Annotated in this window: 15 protein-coding genes; 9 read left to right on the top strand and 6 right to left on the bottom strand. The window is 43.5% G+C overall.

The window, feature by feature from the left end; genetic code table 11:
• Positions 1 to 28 precede the first annotated feature (28 nt).
• From F0232_RS01270 to F0232_RS01255, 4 genes are all read left to right on the top strand, one after another.
• On the top strand, positions 29 to 172 hold the full coding sequence (locus F0232_RS01270) for a hypothetical protein (protein WP_162884312.1): 144 nt from the start codon (positions 29 to 31) through the stop codon (positions 170 to 172).
• Between the two features lie 343 nt (positions 173 to 515).
• Positions 516 to 1568: an aldo/keto reductase gene (locus F0232_RS01265; RefSeq protein ID WP_105058383.1), complete on the top strand. Its 1053-nt coding sequence runs from the start codon at positions 516 to 518 to the stop codon at positions 1566 to 1568.
• Positions 1569 to 1752: 184 nt separating this feature from the next.
• On the top strand, positions 1753 to 2487 hold the full coding sequence (locus F0232_RS01260) for an RNA methyltransferase (protein WP_017631333.1): 735 nt from the start codon (positions 1753 to 1755) through the stop codon (positions 2485 to 2487).
• A gap of 141 nt (positions 2488 to 2628) precedes the next feature.
• Positions 2629 to 3654, top strand: a complete 1026-nt coding sequence (locus F0232_RS01255) for an IS110 family transposase (protein ID WP_105058384.1) — start codon at positions 2629 to 2631, stop codon at positions 3652 to 3654.
• A 383-nt stretch (positions 3655 to 4037) separates the two neighbouring features.
• Here the strand turns inward: F0232_RS01255 and fdxA are convergent, their stop codons facing one another.
• Complete coding sequence (gene fdxA / locus F0232_RS01250; protein WP_061032251.1) at positions 4038 to 4361, bottom strand: ferredoxin FdxA; 324 nt, start codon at positions 4359 to 4361, stop codon at positions 4038 to 4040.
• 256 nt (positions 4362 to 4617) lie between these two features.
• Here fdxA and F0232_RS01245 point away from each other — a divergent pair, with 256 nt between their 5' ends.
• On the top strand, positions 4618 to 6249 hold the full coding sequence (locus F0232_RS01245) for an NAD(P)/FAD-dependent oxidoreductase (RefSeq protein ID WP_061032250.1): 1632 nt from the start codon (positions 4618 to 4620) through the stop codon (positions 6247 to 6249).
• A gap of 106 nt (positions 6250 to 6355) precedes the next feature.
• On the opposite strand, the gene F0232_RS01240 is transcribed toward F0232_RS01245, so the two are convergent.
• The 3 genes from F0232_RS01240 to bluB all read right to left on the bottom strand — a co-directional run bounded on the left by F0232_RS01240 (position 6356) and on the right by bluB (position 10466).
• Positions 6356 to 7819 (bottom strand): hypothetical protein, encoded by a 1464-nt coding sequence (locus F0232_RS01240; RefSeq protein ID WP_105058385.1) that lies wholly within the window; start codon positions 7817 to 7819, stop codon positions 6356 to 6358.
• Between the two features lie 199 nt (positions 7820 to 8018).
• Positions 8019 to 9674, bottom strand: coding sequence for an ABC transporter substrate-binding protein (locus F0232_RS01235; protein ID WP_105058386.1), 1656 nt, complete (start codon positions 9672 to 9674; stop codon positions 8019 to 8021).
• 135 nt (positions 9675 to 9809) lie between these two features.
• Positions 9810 to 10466, bottom strand: a complete 657-nt coding sequence (bluB, locus tag F0232_RS01230) for a 5,6-dimethylbenzimidazole synthase (RefSeq protein ID WP_105058387.1) — start codon at positions 10464 to 10466, stop codon at positions 9810 to 9812.
• Positions 10467 to 10634: 168 nt separating this feature from the next.
• Here bluB and F0232_RS01225 point away from each other — a divergent pair, with 168 nt between their 5' ends.
• The 3 genes from F0232_RS01225 to F0232_RS01215 all read left to right on the top strand — a co-directional run bounded on the left by F0232_RS01225 (position 10635) and on the right by F0232_RS01215 (position 13047).
• Positions 10635 to 11840: a DEAD/DEAH box helicase gene (locus tag F0232_RS01225; RefSeq protein ID WP_105058388.1), complete on the top strand. Its 1206-nt coding sequence runs from the start codon at positions 10635 to 10637 to the stop codon at positions 11838 to 11840.
• Positions 11841 to 11948: 108 nt separating this feature from the next.
• Positions 11949 to 12353 (top strand): PPC domain-containing DNA-binding protein, encoded by a 405-nt coding sequence (locus F0232_RS01220; protein ID WP_105058389.1) that lies wholly within the window; start codon positions 11949 to 11951, stop codon positions 12351 to 12353.
• Between the two features lie 70 nt (positions 12354 to 12423).
• Positions 12424 to 13047 (top strand): PolC-type DNA polymerase III, encoded by a 624-nt coding sequence (locus tag F0232_RS01215; RefSeq protein WP_105058390.1) that lies wholly within the window; start codon positions 12424 to 12426, stop codon positions 13045 to 13047.
• An 86-nt stretch (positions 13048 to 13133) separates the two neighbouring features.
• On the opposite strand, the gene F0232_RS01210 is transcribed toward F0232_RS01215, so the two are convergent.
• Complete coding sequence (locus tag F0232_RS01210; RefSeq protein ID WP_105058391.1) at positions 13134 to 13970, bottom strand: DUF6279 family lipoprotein; 837 nt, start codon at positions 13968 to 13970, stop codon at positions 13134 to 13136.
• Between the two features lie 280 nt (positions 13971 to 14250).
• On the opposite strand from F0232_RS01210, the gene F0232_RS01205 reads away from it, so the two are divergent.
• Entirely contained in the window at positions 14251 to 14424 is a 174-nt protein-coding gene (locus F0232_RS01205; protein WP_061032245.1) for a hypothetical protein, read from the top strand.
• A 105-nt stretch (positions 14425 to 14529) separates the two neighbouring features.
• Here F0232_RS01205 and dbpA read toward each other — a convergent pair whose 3' ends face one another.
• A complete protein-coding gene (gene dbpA, locus F0232_RS01200; RefSeq protein WP_008215605.1) occupies positions 14530 to 15909 on the bottom strand; it encodes an ATP-dependent RNA helicase DbpA in 1380 nt (459 codons plus the stop codon).
• Positions 15910 to 16048: the final 139 nt, after the last annotated feature.

Genomic DNA, 16048 nt, shown 5'->3' with positions numbered 1-16048 from the left:
CTGTCATACGTTACACGGAGATATAGTTATGACGATTAATAAATATTTCATTTTCTATCCTCAAGCCTCTGAGGAAACACTTCAGCCAGTATTAACTGAGAAAGAAGTTCAAAGGCAGGAAGCTCTAAAGCAGGCGCAGACCCAAGGTGGGTTCGATACAAACGCAGCCTAGTAACTGAATGGATCTCTAGTACCATTAAGACCCCTATAAAAACGCTCTACTCACTATCCGGTAGAGCTTTTTTATTTCTAATGCAGTACTCATTACTCGGCGTTCGAATGCGCTAAAACTGTCGTTACATTACCTTTTCCACTAATCCCTTTTTGCATACCATTTTCACAACTAATGCTTGCTGCTCACAGCGCTGAGAAATGACTCATTAAAGTACCTCAAGCCATACCTTGTCTTACCATTTTGTGCTAATAATTCATATTCGTTTTCATTCCTCACTCGCCCTCTTTTCAAAACTATAATGCGAGTACCAGAGAACCCAACAACAGGAATCCTGAATTCAATGGAATATTCAAAGTTAGGAAGTAGTCAAATTCCCGTTTCCCGAATCTGTCTTGGTAGTATGACTTGGGGGCTGCAAAATACTCAACAACAAGCTGACCAACAAATCGAATACGCATTAAGCCAAGGTATTAACTTTATTGATACGGCAGAAATGTACGCAGTGCCGCCCTCTCCTGATACCTATGGCAAAACCGAGGCGATTATCGGTGACTGGTTATCACGCAATCCAAAGCGTCGCCAAGAATTGATCATTGCCAGTAAGATTGCCGGCCCTGGCTTACCTTGGGTCCGTAACGGTGGCCCTATCACAGGTGAAGCGGTGATCGCCGCAGTTGATGCATCACTAAAGCGTTTGCAAACAGACTACATCGATCTGTACCAACTTCACTGGCCAAATCGTACCACCCCTCACTTCGGTAAACATTTCCCGAATCAGATTCGTTTTAGCGACATCGACCGACAACAGCATGAAGCTGAAATGTTGGAGATCTTACAAGCTCTGGCAAGCTGTATTAAAGCCGGCAAAATCCGCCACGTTGGTCTATCCGATGACAGCACTTGGGGCATTAACACTTACCTTAAGTTAGCCGAGAAGCATGACTTGCCGCGTATGGTCTCTATCCAAAATGAATTCAGCCTGCTACACACGAAAGACTGGCCATATTTGATTGAAAACTGCGTGCATGAAGACGTCGCTTACTTACCGTGGTCACCTTTGGCGGCCGGTATGCTTAGTGGCAAATACATTGATGGTGCAAGGCCGGAAGGCAGCCGTTGGACTTACATGCAGCGCAAAGGCATTTTCCGTGATACTGAATTGGCTAATGAAGCAGTTAAAGGCTACGTAGAAGTAGCAAACGCTCATGGATTCACGCCGAGTCAACTCGCCTTAGCATGGTGTAACCAAGTGGATGGCGTTACCTCAACCATTATTGGTGCAACCACCATGGAACAGCTCAAAGAGAACATAGTAGCGTTCAGCAAGCCGCTTTCTGAAGAGATTCTGACGGATATCAACACCGTCTTTAAGCGCTATCCTGTACCGTATTAAGCAGTAGGCTAAGCTTATCAGGTTCTGTTGAGCTTAAGTTGATCCTATAAGAGCGCACTATTTAGTGCGCTTTTGTTTTTTAAGTGGGTCGCTTTTGCTTTTATATGGATCGCATTGGCTTATCGCACTTTTGGTTATCTAACCTTTGCTCTATAATGCGCGGGCTTATATCTAGGATAAAAACATGATTTCAAAAAACCAATTAAAACTCCTTCGTGCTTTGGGCCAAAAGAAACAACGTAAAGCCCACGGCCTGTTTCTAGTTCAAGGTGAAAAGAACGTTCTTGAGCTATTCAATAGTGACTTAGTCGTGAAAAACGTCTTTGCTACTGCTGATTTCTTATCTGAAAATCACGCATCACTGATTGAGTTTGATTGTGTTGAAGCCTCGCTAGACGATCTGACCAAAGCGAGCACTTTGGTCAGTAACAATGCGGCAATTGCCGTGGTTGAGATTCCAAAGGTTGAATTACCGGAAGCGACAGGTTTGATGATCGCGCTTGATGGTGTATCTGACCCGGGCAACCTAGGTACGATCATTCGAGTAGCAGACTGGTATGGCATTAAACATATTGTTGCGAGCAGCGATTGCGCTGACCCATACAACCCTAAAACGATCAGTGCGACCATGGGTAGCTTTGGCCGAGTACACGTAAGCCAAACAGACTTACCGGCTTACTTAGAGCAAGCTAACCTGCCAGTTTACGGCGCGTTTTTAGAAGGTGAAAGTGTTCATAAGACTGACTTCACTGCAAATGGCATTTTGCTGATGGGCAGCGAGTCTCACGGTATCCGTGAACATGCGGCTAAGTTCGTGACAGACAAAATCACCATTCCAGCATTCGGTGGCGCTGAATCTCTGAACGTAGCAATGGCGACAGGTATTATTCTCGACAACATGCGTCGTCAGCATAGCTAATCGATTCAAGAGAAACAGCTAGCCAGAATTAGCGGATACAAAGAGCAAGATTCCCTATCTTGCTCAATGGTATGGACTCCCCACCTCAACTGACAGCGTCAGCTAAGGTTACAGGTGCGAACCAAAACAGGAGCCCATACCATGAATAAATTTAACACAATCTCGATTGATTTAGCCAAATCCGTCTTTCAAGTCGCGGTATTTAACTGCCATGGCAAGCGTAAGTTGAACCAAGCTATGTCTAAAAAGAAAATGCTAACGGTCATCAGCCAACACCCTGGCGCGACCATTTGCATAGAGGCCTGTTCGGCATCTCATTATTGGGGACGAACGTTTCAAAGCCGTGGTCATACCGTCAAAATGATACCTCCCCAAAAAGTGAAGCCATATCGCTGTGGTAATAAGAACGATGCTAATGATGCTATCGCGATTTACGAAGCTTCCTTACGCTCCGATATTCATGCTGTACCAGTAAAAACACCTGAGCAGCAAGATATCGCTATGCTGCTGAGTTTAAGACAAAGCTATATAAAACAACGCACAGCAGTAAGTCTACGGATCCGTGGCTATACAGCGGAATGTGGCATTACCTTCCCACAAGGAGCCAATAAACTGCGAGAACTGCTCCCTTTCGTTATCGAAGATGCAGAGAATGAATTAACACCGACAACTAGATTCGTTCTCCGAGAATTACATGCCCAGCTACTAAATCTTGATGAGCCTATCGAGAGAGTTGAATCGCAACTTATAGACTTTGCAAAGCAAATACCCGCTTGCCAGTTATTAATCACTTTACGAGGTGTACGTTGGGTGATTGCAAGTGCCATTTTTTCCCGTCTAGGTGATGCTTCGGCCTATAGAAATGGTCGAGGGGCTAGTGCGAGCTTAGGTTTAGTTCCGGCTCATACTGGCAGTGGTGGTAAGAATAAAAACCACGGAATAAGTAAATCAGGTGATAAAACCTTACGCTCTCTTGTCGTTCATGGAGCAAGAGCTGTGGTAGCGAACATCCGAGATAAAGAAGATCGCTTAAGTTGCTGGATACGAAACCTTTTAGAAAGAAAGTCGTTTAACCAAGTGGTTGTCGCCCTTGCTAACAAAACGATCAGAATGGCTTGTGCCATGCTGAAGAGCAATCAATCTTATAATGAGACGTTAATCGCTTAACAGTTGATTTATAAGGTTAAGGGAGACATCAATCCCCCACATGTAAGCAAGTAAATTATGGTAAAGAGTAAGCATAGCAAGCAAAAGAAACTCTGAGAGGAACGAAGGTGATAATACACCACACGCTCGATAAGAACTTTTGCTGAGTGGATTAAGCCATAGAGGTTCGGGGTAGCTCCCCATAAAGAAACCGAATATACGTGCACTTGCGTACCTTTACTCGTTTCCTTGCAATACTAGGGGAGTCCATATACGTCCCTCACATTAGGGAATGACGTAAAAAAGAGAATCGAAGTAAAGTTTACTTCAGCCGTCATCCTCAAGAAGGAGGGACGACTGAGTTGGGGATCTTTTTTGGGGAAGGTTTATTTCAAGTAACAGAATTACTTTTCTAGCATTGCCAATTTATCAGCGACACCATTCCACTTTTCAGCGTCATCCATTGCTGGTTTTACTTCCGTTTGCACAGGCCAAATCTCAGCAAGTTCTGCGTTCACTTCGATAAAGATCTTTTGATCTTCTGGCAACTCATCTTCTTGGAAGATCGCTTGAGCATCACATTCAGGTACACACAAGCCACAATCAATACATTCGATTGGGTTAATTACCATGAAATTTGGGCCTTCATGGAACGCATCTGCGGGACACACTGCCACACAGTCTGTGTATTTACATTGAATACAATTATCGCCTACGACAAATGCCATGATGCTCTGCTCTATAAGTTAGTCAAAATTGAAGAATGGGGATAATACTCATCCCAAAGCAAAATTCAACATCATACGGCTCTAATATCATGTCTATTTGCTTCATGTTTCCAAATTAGTATGACAGATAAATCAAATTCTCGTAAAATGCGCGCCATTGTGAGCTTATCGCTTCTTCCCAACATCAGTGTTACACCAAACTCTGCATTCACTAGAAGCGGTCTAGCTAAGACACCTATAAGAACGAGACATCGAAATGATACGTTTAACCGAAATTAAACTTCCACTAGACCACGAAGAGTCTGCCATTCAAGAAGCGATTGAAGCGAAGCTTGGCATCAACTCAGATCAGGTTATCTCTTTTAATATCTTTAAACGTGGCTACGATGCTCGTAAGAAATCAAAGATCCTGCTTATCTACACCCTGGACGTTCTCGTTGAAAACGAAGCTGAGCTACTAGAAGCCTTTATCAGCGACCCACACGTAAAAGTGACTCCTGACATGGAGTACAAGTTTGTCGCTAAAGCTGTTGAGAATCAAACTGAGCGCCCTGTTGTTATCGGCTTTGGCCCTTGTGGTCTATTCGCTGGTCTAGTGCTTGCTCAAATGGGTTTCAACCCAATCATCGTTGAGCGTGGTAAAGAAGTTCGTGAACGTACTAAAGATACTTTTGGTTTCTGGCGTAAGCGCACTTTGAACACGGAATCAAACGTACAGTTTGGTGAAGGTGGCGCTGGTACATTCTCTGACGGTAAGCTATATAGCCAAGTAAAAGATCCAAAGCACTACGGCCGTAAAGTAATCGAAGAGTTCGTTGCAGCTGGCGCACCAGAAGAGATCCTATACGTAAGTAAGCCGCACATCGGTACCTTCAAACTGGTTACCATGATCGAAAAAATGCGTGCTTCTATCATCGAACTAGGTGGCGAAATCCGCTTCAGCACTCGTGTAGATGACCTTCACATGGAAGATGGCCAAATCACTGGTCTAACACTTTCTAACGGTGAAGAAATCAAATCTCGCCACGTTGTACTGGCTGTTGGTCACAGTGCTCGTGATACATTTGAAATGCTGCATGACCGTGGTGTTTACATGGAAGCGAAACCTTTCTCTGTTGGTTTCCGTATCGAACACAAACAGTCAATGATTGATGAAGCTCGTTTTGGTAAGAACGCAGGCAACCCAATTCTAGGTGCTGCGGACTACAAACTGGTTCACCACTGCAAGAATGGCCGCACTGTATACAGCTTCTGTATGTGCCCAGGTGGTACTGTGGTTGCAGCAACCTCTGAAGAAGGTCGCGTTGTAACTAACGGTATGAGCCAATACTCTCGTGCGGAACGTAACGCAAACAGCGCAATCGTTGTTGGTATCGATCCAGAACGCGATTACCCAGGCGACGCTCTAGCGGGTATCCGTTTACAACGTGAACTAGAAAGCGGCGCGTTTGTACTAGGTGGCGAGAACTACGATGCTCCAGCACAGAAAATTGGCGACTTCCTGAAAGGTCGCGATCCAAGTGCTCTGGGTGATGTACAACCATCATTCACACCGGGTATCCACCTAACGGACATTTCAAAAGCGCTGCCTGACTTTGCAATCGAAGCGATTCGTGAAGCAATCCCAGCGTTCGAGAAGAAGATCAAAGGTTTCTCTACGCCAGACGGCCTACTAACGGGTGTTGAGACTCGTACGTCTTCTCCGGTATGTATCAAGCGTGGCAAAGACTTCCAAAGCATCAACCTAAAGGGCTTCTTCCCTGCAGGTGAAGGCGCAGGTTACGCAGGTGGTATCCTGTCTGCTGGTATCGACGGTATTAAGGTTGCAGAAGCACTTGCACTGTCTATGGTAGAGCAGAACCAAGCTGAGAAGATCGAAATCGCTTAAGAGCGCGTTTAATATTATCTAAAGCTAAAAATCCAGTGTCTGATGACACTGGATTTTTTTATTGCGTAAAGCTCTTTATAGTTATTGAGTAACGACTTCGTCAGCGTTACTTACAAGTATCTTTTGACCAATTCACACCATCATCTGAACATTCCATTCGACTTGTTCCATTCTGGTAATAATAACCTTTGGTCCAGTTACCTTGAGAGTATTTAGACGTTATCGTTTGAGTGTAATCAAACGGTGTATTCTCAATATACGCATACTTATGTCTGTTCCAACTATCAGAGCCATAAGAACTATTGTCGTCAAAGTTTACCGAGAGATAATTGAGCGCATCAAAGTCGCTGCGTGAAACGCTACCCAATGAATCACCCAGATTCACCCATTCTGGATGTGGTGCATTATTCTCAAAATTAAATTTCGCTTGTACCTGAGTAAACTGATCTTTGTAGTCACCGACAACATCTGCCGACAAGGTTTGCATGAAGCCCGCTCCAACGTCTTGGCGTGAACAACTTTCCCAATCAGGTTGTTGAGACCAACCACGGTTCAACACACCGAAAGTCGTCAGTGAGTCGGGTAAAACTTGCTGTTTGATGGTCTCTTGCACTGAGCATGAGTATTGCGTCCCATCGCTACTCAATGAAAACCAAGCTTCCTTGTCATATTCCAAACCATTTTTTTTCTGACCATTACGCTCAATGTGTTTGTTTAACACTAGTTCTGTCTGCAAGTCGGCTGAAACTTCATGTTCGATAACAATAAGCTTATCTGCAGTCATCACTGTTTTAACTTTGTACCACTTATTGATTTCGTTCTTTTTGGAGTAATCCCATTGCTCCCAGTAATAATCCACATACGCTTGTTGGGCTGTCGGGTTCTCTTTTTGAATCTTTTTGGTCTCTTGGTACGACTTTTTGATCGCTGGCATCATTTTCTGCGCTAAATCGTAGAGCTCGGTATTTTGAGCCTTAACGAAATCACCATACAAATCTTCCACTGCGATGTTGTATCGATTCGCAATTCGGAAGTCATGCTCTTTCACATTTTGGACAATGCTATTTTGGGTGTTTACAGCTTGCTTTAAGGCAGAACAACTGTTTAAGCCACCTTTGTATAGGTCGGCTTGAATTTCATTCCATAGAACGGTTGTCAGCGGTGTTGTAGACTTAATTTCTTGATCAGAACTCACCGTCATTACTGGCGGAAATACTAGCTGATAAGGTTCAGTAATAGGTGTGTTGGGGCTATCCGCATCAATAGCGCCTACTGGCACGTTCACTACGATTGGGGCGTAGTCCATACAGTCTGAGTTAGAGCCCGTCAAAGATAGCTCATAACTGCCCTCATGGTCCGTGATGCTTCTAGGCTCACCCTCATCTAGAACACCGTTATAATTGATGTCTAAAAACGCGGTCGCCCCTGAAATATAACCATCGATAGCCACACCTTGTAAGGTTTTCGTTTGCGGCGCTGCCGTGTTGTTACTACTGCTACCACCGCCCCCTCCGCCACAGGCCGTAAGGCCACCAGCGATAAGTGCGATAGAAATAAGCTTAAGTTTCATTCGATTAGATCCTAATGGAATAGAGTTATGAGTGGAAGTGTCATTGGGGGGATGACCGGGAATGACTTTGATAGTCATACTGAGCCATAGTAACGACCGGTGTTAAAAATAAACATGAAAGGGTAATAGACAATTCATGCATGTTTTCCTTTTGACCGCAAAGCTAGCTAGGAAAAACACACACTCAAAGATATATGGATTACTTCTCGCTCGAAGATATCCAAAGCTTATAAAAATCACTATAGCCAGTTTGATTTATCTCTACACCATGAACCTCAACACTGTTAGATACCTTTTCTTTACCGTGGAATAACGGACAAAGTAACTTCTGTTGATAGAGCGACTGTTCAATTTGTCTCAGCTCGTCAATTGGACTATCGCTACCGACAGCTGAGCGAACTTTCTCACAATGTGCTTTCATCTCTGCTCTGTTAAAAATAAATCTGAGTCCAGACGAGGCAAGCAACCAGTCGTAAAGACCATACTCTTTTGGCTGTTCAATTATCTCTTCGATAAACAACAAGTCTGCCGACTCACTCATTGAACTAGGATCACTAATATTTGGAAGTTCAATGACTTCAATCATCACACCCGTTTTTGCAATAGTGTTCTCTAGCCAGTCTGCCATATCTTGAAGCAAAGGAATCGTCATTTTAGGTCGTGTTAATACAACCGTTCCCTTCAAAGCCGGAATCTGATTATTGGGCGTTAACGCGCTAGAAGAAAAAGACAAGTCATCAATTACCATATCAGCATCAAACTCAATACTGCTGGATTTGATGAACGAAACTAATCTGTCTAAATCTTCACAGGCAATTCTTGAACTTTCCCTGTGATTCACCGCAAGGTAAGAAAGTGCATTAATGGTGGTCTCTTCTGCTGCACCCGATTTGTTAAAGCTCAAAGTATGGTCATTTAAGTCTTCGATGTCTGTCAGCGTTATCTGTTCTAGCAAGGCATTTTGAGCGAAGTAACCACGATGACGTTTGAGAACTAACCTCTCTTCGCTCCAGTCATCTAACGAGAAAGGGCCGGTCCCCATATAAGCACTTCGGCCACTAGAGAAATACGTCCGCTTACAACGATAAATAGACGCGTGTGCACTGCACAACGCATAGAGGAACATAGGATTTGCGTGCGTTAGTTCGATAATCAGTTGTTTATCACCCACCACTTGTACATCACGAACTTGTTCAAATAACGACTGCACCGGACCATCAATACTTTTTAACCGCAATAAGCATTGAGCAACATCTTTGGGAGTTAAAGTATTACCGTCATGGAATAGTACATTTGGTCTCAACCAAAAATGCAGAAAGCGCCCTTCCATCTTCCAATGATGTGCGAGGCTAGCTTGAGGCTTACCCTCATGATCTTGGACTAACAGAGTATTGTAGAGGCTTCTTAAGATGTGATGCTCAGCCGTTCTGTACGTTTCGGCGGGCTCAAGGTTATCAACCCATGGGTATTGAGTAATCAATAAATGTTCATTTTGCTCATTGAACAGACTATGTTTTTCAGTCGCCAACGTCAGTGCTTTTATTGCAGGTGCACCATAGTTTTCTAAAAAACGGGGAATAGCGTTAAAACGACCTTGCTCTAAATGCTGTACCAAAACTTGTTCTAACGCTTCGGAAAAACTGACTAGGATTCGGAACTGGCTAAGCTTGCCTCGACCTTTAGATGGAGTCCAACAAATCCAGTGATATTCAGACAAGCACTTAAGAATGATCGAAGTGTTTCTACGAGAGGTCGACAGCGAATGCTCTAGGTCATCTATCGTGAGGTGATACTCTTCGCCTAACTCATACTTTACAATAAGCTGCTGAAGTCTACGTAAATTAGCGTCGTTCATAAGAGTCCAGACTGAAGCGATTAATCAAGTGTCATTAATATCAGTATGGATTTATAAATTCAACCTTATACTGAACATTCCACCACGAGCTTTGTTATTTAATTCAATAAATTACTAAGATATAAAATCCTCGAGTTACTCAATGTTACTTGGGTTCCACTTCCCTTCATGAATCGCCGAGTTGACATCTCTTCTTGGTAGCCAACCCATGGTTTCAAGTTCTGGTTTATCTTTGAAGTGATCAACGTAGCCGATACACAAATACGCAACGATATCGATGTTCTCTGGGATATCTAGAGCATCACGTAGTGTTGAGTCGTGAAGGATACTTACCCACCCTAACCCTAGGTTTTCTGCCCTTGCCGCAAGCCATAAGTTTTGAACTGCACACACGGTGCTGTACAAATCCATCTCTTGTTTAATGGTTCTGCCGAGCACAACCTTTCCAGTTCGATTGCGATCGCATGTCACGCAGATGCCGATAGGTGATTCAACAATACCTTCAAGCTTTAGGCGCTTATACATCGCCTGCTTTTCATCGGTGAACATTTCAGCGGATTCTGCATGCGCTTGATTGAAGCCCACTTTGATCTGCTGCTTGGTTTCGATATCACGAACAACGACAAAGTCCCAAGGTTGCATAAAGCCAACGCTAGGCGCATGGTGCGCCGCAGTTAACACACGCATCAATACGTCTTCAGGGATCTCATCAGGAAGAAACTGACCACGAACATCTCGGCGAGAAAAAATCGTTTTATATACGGCTTCGCGTTCATCTGGTGTAATTTCCATACTTCCCTGTCTTATCGTCGTCTTAATTGAGCCAGTATTATCCAACTAAAGTGTGTATGTTGCTAGCAGTACACAAGCAACATGGTAGAATGCCGCCATTAATCTTATCCTTGTATAAGATTGTTGAACCTTTCCATCGCTATTTAGCCAAATCATACCGAGAAACTTATGCCATTTTCCAAGCTTGGATTAAGCTCACCTATTGTTAAAGCCGTTGCAAAACAAGGCTACGAAAAGCCAACCTCTATTCAAGAAAAAGCAATTCCAATTGTACTTTCTGGTAAGAACCTTATTGCGGCAGCACAAACAGGTACAGGTAAAACTGCGAGCTTTGTTCTCCCTATCTTAGAAATGCTAAGTAAAGGTGAAACACAACGTAAGAAACGCATCCGTGCTGTGATCCTTACACCAACGCGTGAGTTGGCGGTTCAAGTTGAGCAAAACATCAAGAAGTACGCGAAGTTTTTAAACCTAACGTCTTTAGCAATGTACGGTGGCGTATCTTACCAACATCAAAAAGATCGTCTGATTGAAGGTGTTGATATTCTAGTGGCAACACCAGGACGTTTGATCGATATGTACGGACAGCGCGCGGTTCACTTTGATGAGGTTGAAGTGTTAGTACTGGATGAAGCAGACCGCATGCTAGACATGGGCTTCATCGAAGACATCAACAAGATCATCGCTCGCTTACCGCAAGATGTGCAAAACCTGCTGTTCTCAGCAACGCTTTCTACACCGGTTCGTGCACTAGCGAAGAGTGCTATCAGTGATGCTGAAGAGATTTCAATTGCCAAGACAGACGCTTCGAAAGCGAACATTGAGCAATGGCTAGTAACAGTAGATAAAGACCGTAAATCGGCACTACTGAGCCACATGATTACTGAAGGTAACTGGGATCAAGCGCTTATCTTCATCGAAACCAAGCATGGTGCAGCAAAATTGGTTGCTCAACTTGAGAAACGTGGTATTCAAGCTGAAGCGTTCCACAGTGGACGTAGCCAAGCGATTCGTGAAAAGATCTTAGCGGACTTTAAGAAAGGTCACCTTAAGTTCCTAGTGGCAACGGGCGTTGCTGCACGTGGTATTGATATCGATAACCTACAACGCGTTGTTAACTACGATATGCCTTTCCCAGCAGACGATTACGTTCACCGTATTGGACGTACTGGTCGTGCTGATGCAACGGGTGAAGCGATCTCTTTCTTATCAAAAGATAACTTCAAGAACCTATGCATTATTGAAAAGCGCCTTGGTCACTTGATTGAACGCCGAGTAGTTGAAGGTTTTGAACCACGTAAAGAAGTGCCTATTTCGGTGCTGAACTTTGTTCCTAAGAAGAAAAGAGAACAGCAAGCAAAAGAAGGCAAGTAATTAGCCGAGCTTGATTTCAAGCCAAAGCGTATTGCTAAATTATGACAAAACGAAGCCAACTATGGCTTCGTTTTGTTCTTTAGACCAGTGAGAGTTAGAGAGAAGCCAATGATTACCCCAATTGCAACACGATTAACCCGAGGCCAAGACTTAAAGCTTGAACTACAAAAGCTAGTGGCTAAACATAACGTCGCAGCGGGCTCTATTGCATCTTGTGTGGGCTGTGTTTCTCAGATCAATATTCGCTTAGCAAACGCAAACCATACAAAGTTAATTCAAGCGCCGTTCGAAATCGTGTCTGTCATGGCAACACTAACGCCTAACCACCAGCACGTTCACATTTCGTTAGCTGATGAGAATGGCGATGTAATTGGTGGTCATTTACTTGAAGGAACCATCATCGCTACCACCGCTGAATTGATTCTTCATCGCTACGATACCTTGACCTTCAGCAGAGAGCATGACGATTCGACAGGTTACACTGAGCTCACTATCATTGATAACCCGCAATAAGCTGGCTACACCGATGGCAATACCAACGCTTATATAAAGCGATACAGATAAACAGTTATTAGGAAACACCATGGCTCCACACTCCGCAGACTCCGTTATCGTTCTCGATTTCGAAACCACTGGCTTGTCCCCAAATATGGGCGATCGAGCGATAGAAATTGGTGCCGTGAAACTCGTTAATGGCGAAGTGGTCGACACCTTTCAACAACTGATGAACCCAGGATTTCGCGTGAGCGGGTTTATTGAAAGCTATACCGGAATCACTAATCGCATGTTAAGCACTGCTGCTAGCTGTGGAGAAGTGATGGATGAATTTGCGGACTTCATTCAAGACAGCCAATTAGTCGCTCATAATGCCTCATTTGATAAGCGCTTTCTTGATGCAGAGTTAGATAATATTGGTCGCGATTACAATGGACAATTTGCATGCTCAATGCTGATCGCTCGCCGCCTTATCCAAGACGCACCAACTCATAAGTTAGGTGACCTTGTGCGTTTCAAGAGTATCGACAACGATGGTACTTTCCACAGAGCGTTAGCCGATTCAGAGATGACAGCAAGACTATGGTTATTAATGATTGATGAGCTGCAGAGTGACCACGGTATATATCAACCTAGCTTCCAGTTGATGCAGAAAATATCGAAGACAGCCAAAGGTGCAATTCCAAAGCTCCTGATGAGCAACCGAGGTTAAGTACATTCGCAATAATTAGAATAAGTAAAGGCTGCTCTATATTTCTAGAGTAGCCTTTTCTTTTATTGGCAAGGCTTACTTGCGCCCTACTCTTGCAAGGTAATCAATGTTGACTCAAGGCTCTCTAATTCATTCATGAAATAAGACCATTGCTTATCACTACTTACCGCTGCGATACCCACTAAAAACTTGGCGGATATCTGCATATTCTTGTTAAGTTGAGATTCCAAACCGTCAGGGTAATAAGACTCATTGTTCAAAAGCAACTTCATAATAATCGGCTGAGAGATGTGCAAGTCACTCTTCTTTTCCATCAGTAGAGTGAGATCTTGATAAGTATTATTTTGGTACTCTCGCCAGCTATTATTGGTATTTATCCACTCTTGAGACCAAGTCACAATGATCTGTTGTTGTTCTTTTGATACCGATCCTAACCATCGCTCTAGTCGTTCCTCTATTCGCTCGCGATATCGCTCTCTAGAATCATCATCATTCAAAGACAATCTGTCTTCGTAAAACTCCTGCTGCTTTTTTCTAAAGTTCTTTAAGAATTCGATATCTTGTTTAGGGTTAAGTTGCATACTTAACGCGTAAATGTCAGGAGAGAATTTATTAACGATGGTTCGAATGTGATTTTTTATTTGCTCACTTTGTTCAACAATAAAAGCGGGGCTCAACTCTGAACGATTAATACTTTGCAGCACTTCTATCTGTTCAATATAAAGTGGTAGCTGAGTTTCTTTATGCCATGCTTGCAATGAATCTAAGCGCGCTTCTAACTCAGACTCTTGGCTATTGGATAACGAAACAAAGTCTTCTATATAGCTCACCGCAAACCAGCTGATATTGTTATATGCGAATTTGGTTCCGCATCCGACAAATAGGAAACAACCCAATAGAAGTAACCAACGCCATTTTCTCATTACACCCTCTCACAGCCTATTACTCATCAGCAAACACAAGCGAACTGATAGATTTAATCTTGACCTTATAACATTAGCTATAAAAGCAAGTTCTCGTAAAACTTTGAGATAATTTGAGACTTAGCCTTGCCAAATAAGTAATTTCGGCAAATGATTAAAATAAAATATATTAATAGTAGTGATGAGATTCAGCTTTTATTACTCGCAACCTAGTACAAACAGTCAATATTTTTGTTTAGGTTGAATGAGTATTGAATGATCAGTATTTGGGAGGCACGCTATGGCCGCTATTCCTGAGAATACCAGCTCGTTGGAATACGAGCTTTGCTATTTTGACGATGGGAAAGTAACCACCATCACAATATTAGCAAGCAACCGACAAGAAGCGATGACTTGGTATCTTAACGAAGGGAAACATCTGAATGACCTTTATTCGATAAGACCTGATGAATAGAGAGTTGGTTAATCGTCTTATATAATGGGTCAATAGACCAACCCATTGTGAAAGACCCTTTACTGCACCGCGCTTAACGTGACAGTAAAGGGCTAGAATCTCGAATTACTTCAGAATTCGGGCGCGGAATTGACGCCCCTTCATTTTACCTGATTCGATCTTGTTCAGTGCTTTTTTAGCGACAGAGCGTTCTACAGCAACGTAAGCACGCATTGCAAACAAGTTGATCTTACCTACTGATTTACCATCGATACCACCTTGACCAGTCAATGCACCAAGAATATCACCCGCACGAAGTTTAGCTTTCTTACCACCATCAATCTGGATGGTTACCATGTTTGAGTAGTAAGGCTTAGCAATTGGTTTTGCCGGTAACTCAGATGGCTCAATCGGCATGTCCATGTACTCATCAATTTGAGCAACACGGTACATCTCTTTTTCGCTAAAGAAACTAATAGCGACGCCTTTGCTACCAGCACGACCTGTACGACCAATTCGGTGTACGTGAACTTCAGGGTCGCGAGATAACTCGAAGTTGAATACTGCGTCTAGGTTATCAACATCTAGACCACGAGCCGCAACATCTGTCGCCACTAGAATCGAGATGGTTTTGTTTGAGAACTGGACCAAAGCTTGGTCACGTTCACGCTGTTCCATGTCGCCATGCAGCTCGATAACACTGAAGCCACGGTGGCTAAGTTCGTCAGTTACGTTCTGTACTTCTTTCTTAGTGTTACAGAACACAACCGCAGATTCTGGTTGGTGATGAAGTAACAGCAACTCTAGAGCGTCATCACGAGCTTCAGAACCTTCTAACTTGTAGAAGTGTTGTTGGATGCTTGAGTGATCGTGTGTTGATTCAACCTTCACCATTTCAGGGTTGCGCATGATGCGGTCTGCAACAGATTTGATCTGTTTAGGGAAAGTCGCACTGAATAGCAGAGTTTGACGTTCTTTTGGTGCTGCATCGATAACTGCATCCAACGCGTCTTGGAAGCCCATCTCTAGCATGCGGTCCGCTTCATCTAACACAAGCGTGTTCAGCTCAGACAAGTCAATGCGGCCTTTCTCTAGGTGATCAAGAATGCGACCAGGAGTACCTACAAGAATGTGCGCGCCATGCTCTAGTGAACCAATCTGTGGCCCCATTGGCATACCACCACATAGTGTCAGCACTTTAATATTGTGAATGCCACGAGCAAGAGTGCGAATCTCTTTTGCTACTTGGTCTGCCAGTTCACGAGTCGGACATAACACTAAAGACTGAACACGGAAACGCTTAACGCGCAGGTTTTGTAGCACGCCTAAACCAAAAGCAGCTGTTTTACCTGAACCCGTTTTACCCTGACCGATAACGTCCTTGCCATTTAGGATAGTAGGAAGACTTAACGCTTGGATCGGCGTCATTTCAGTATAACCAAGAGAATCCAACGTATGCAGAAGCTCAGGTTTAAGGGCGATTGAAGAGAATTTTGAAGTGCTCAATGGAAATATCCAACTGGTGAAAAACAGAGTGCATTATGAGTGTTTTTGAAAATTATTCCACCTTAATCACAGTTTTGAAGAAATAGGTCGGGCGAACACAAAAAAGCCAGCTTACATAGCTGGCTTTGACTTCTATACG

Origin of the sequence: Vibrio sp. T3Y01, assembly GCF_013114525.1 — a bacterium.
Classification (GTDB): Bacteria; Pseudomonadota; Gammaproteobacteria; order Enterobacterales; family Vibrionaceae; genus Vibrio; species Vibrio chagasii_B.
This window is presented reverse-complemented; position numbering and strand designations above follow the sequence as displayed.

Excerpts from the sequence above, each read along its gene's own strand:
- F0232_RS01270 (WP_162884312.1), top strand. The coding sequence starts at position 29 with ATGACGATTAATAAATATTTCATTTTCTATCCTCAAGCCTCTGAGGAA.
- F0232_RS01265 (WP_105058383.1), top strand. The coding sequence starts at position 516 with ATGGAATATTCAAAGTTAGGAAGTAGTCAAATTCCCGTTTCCCGAATC.
- F0232_RS01260 (WP_017631333.1), top strand. The coding sequence starts at position 1,753 with ATGATTTCAAAAAACCAATTAAAACTCCTTCGTGCTTTGGGCCAAAAG.
- F0232_RS01255 (WP_105058384.1), top strand. The coding sequence starts at position 2,629 with ATGAATAAATTTAACACAATCTCGATTGATTTAGCCAAATCCGTCTTT.
- fdxA (WP_061032251.1), bottom strand. The coding sequence starts at position 4,361 with ATGGCATTTGTCGTAGGCGATAATTGTATTCAATGTAAATACACAGAC.
- F0232_RS01245 (WP_061032250.1), top strand. The coding sequence starts at position 4,618 with ATGATACGTTTAACCGAAATTAAACTTCCACTAGACCACGAAGAGTCT.
- F0232_RS01240 (WP_105058385.1), bottom strand. The coding sequence starts at position 7,819 with ATGAAACTTAAGCTTATTTCTATCGCACTTATCGCTGGTGGCCTTACG.
- F0232_RS01235 (WP_105058386.1), bottom strand. The coding sequence starts at position 9,674 with ATGAACGACGCTAATTTACGTAGACTTCAGCAGCTTATTGTAAAGTAT.
- bluB (WP_105058387.1), bottom strand. The coding sequence starts at position 10,466 with ATGGAAATTACACCAGATGAACGCGAAGCCGTATATAAAACGATTTTT.
- F0232_RS01225 (WP_105058388.1), top strand. The coding sequence starts at position 10,635 with ATGCCATTTTCCAAGCTTGGATTAAGCTCACCTATTGTTAAAGCCGTT.
- F0232_RS01220 (WP_105058389.1), top strand. The coding sequence starts at position 11,949 with ATGATTACCCCAATTGCAACACGATTAACCCGAGGCCAAGACTTAAAG.
- F0232_RS01215 (WP_105058390.1), top strand. The coding sequence starts at position 12,424 with ATGGCTCCACACTCCGCAGACTCCGTTATCGTTCTCGATTTCGAAACC.
- F0232_RS01210 (WP_105058391.1), bottom strand. The coding sequence starts at position 13,970 with ATGAGAAAATGGCGTTGGTTACTTCTATTGGGTTGTTTCCTATTTGTC.
- F0232_RS01205 (WP_061032245.1), top strand. The coding sequence starts at position 14,251 with ATGGCCGCTATTCCTGAGAATACCAGCTCGTTGGAATACGAGCTTTGC.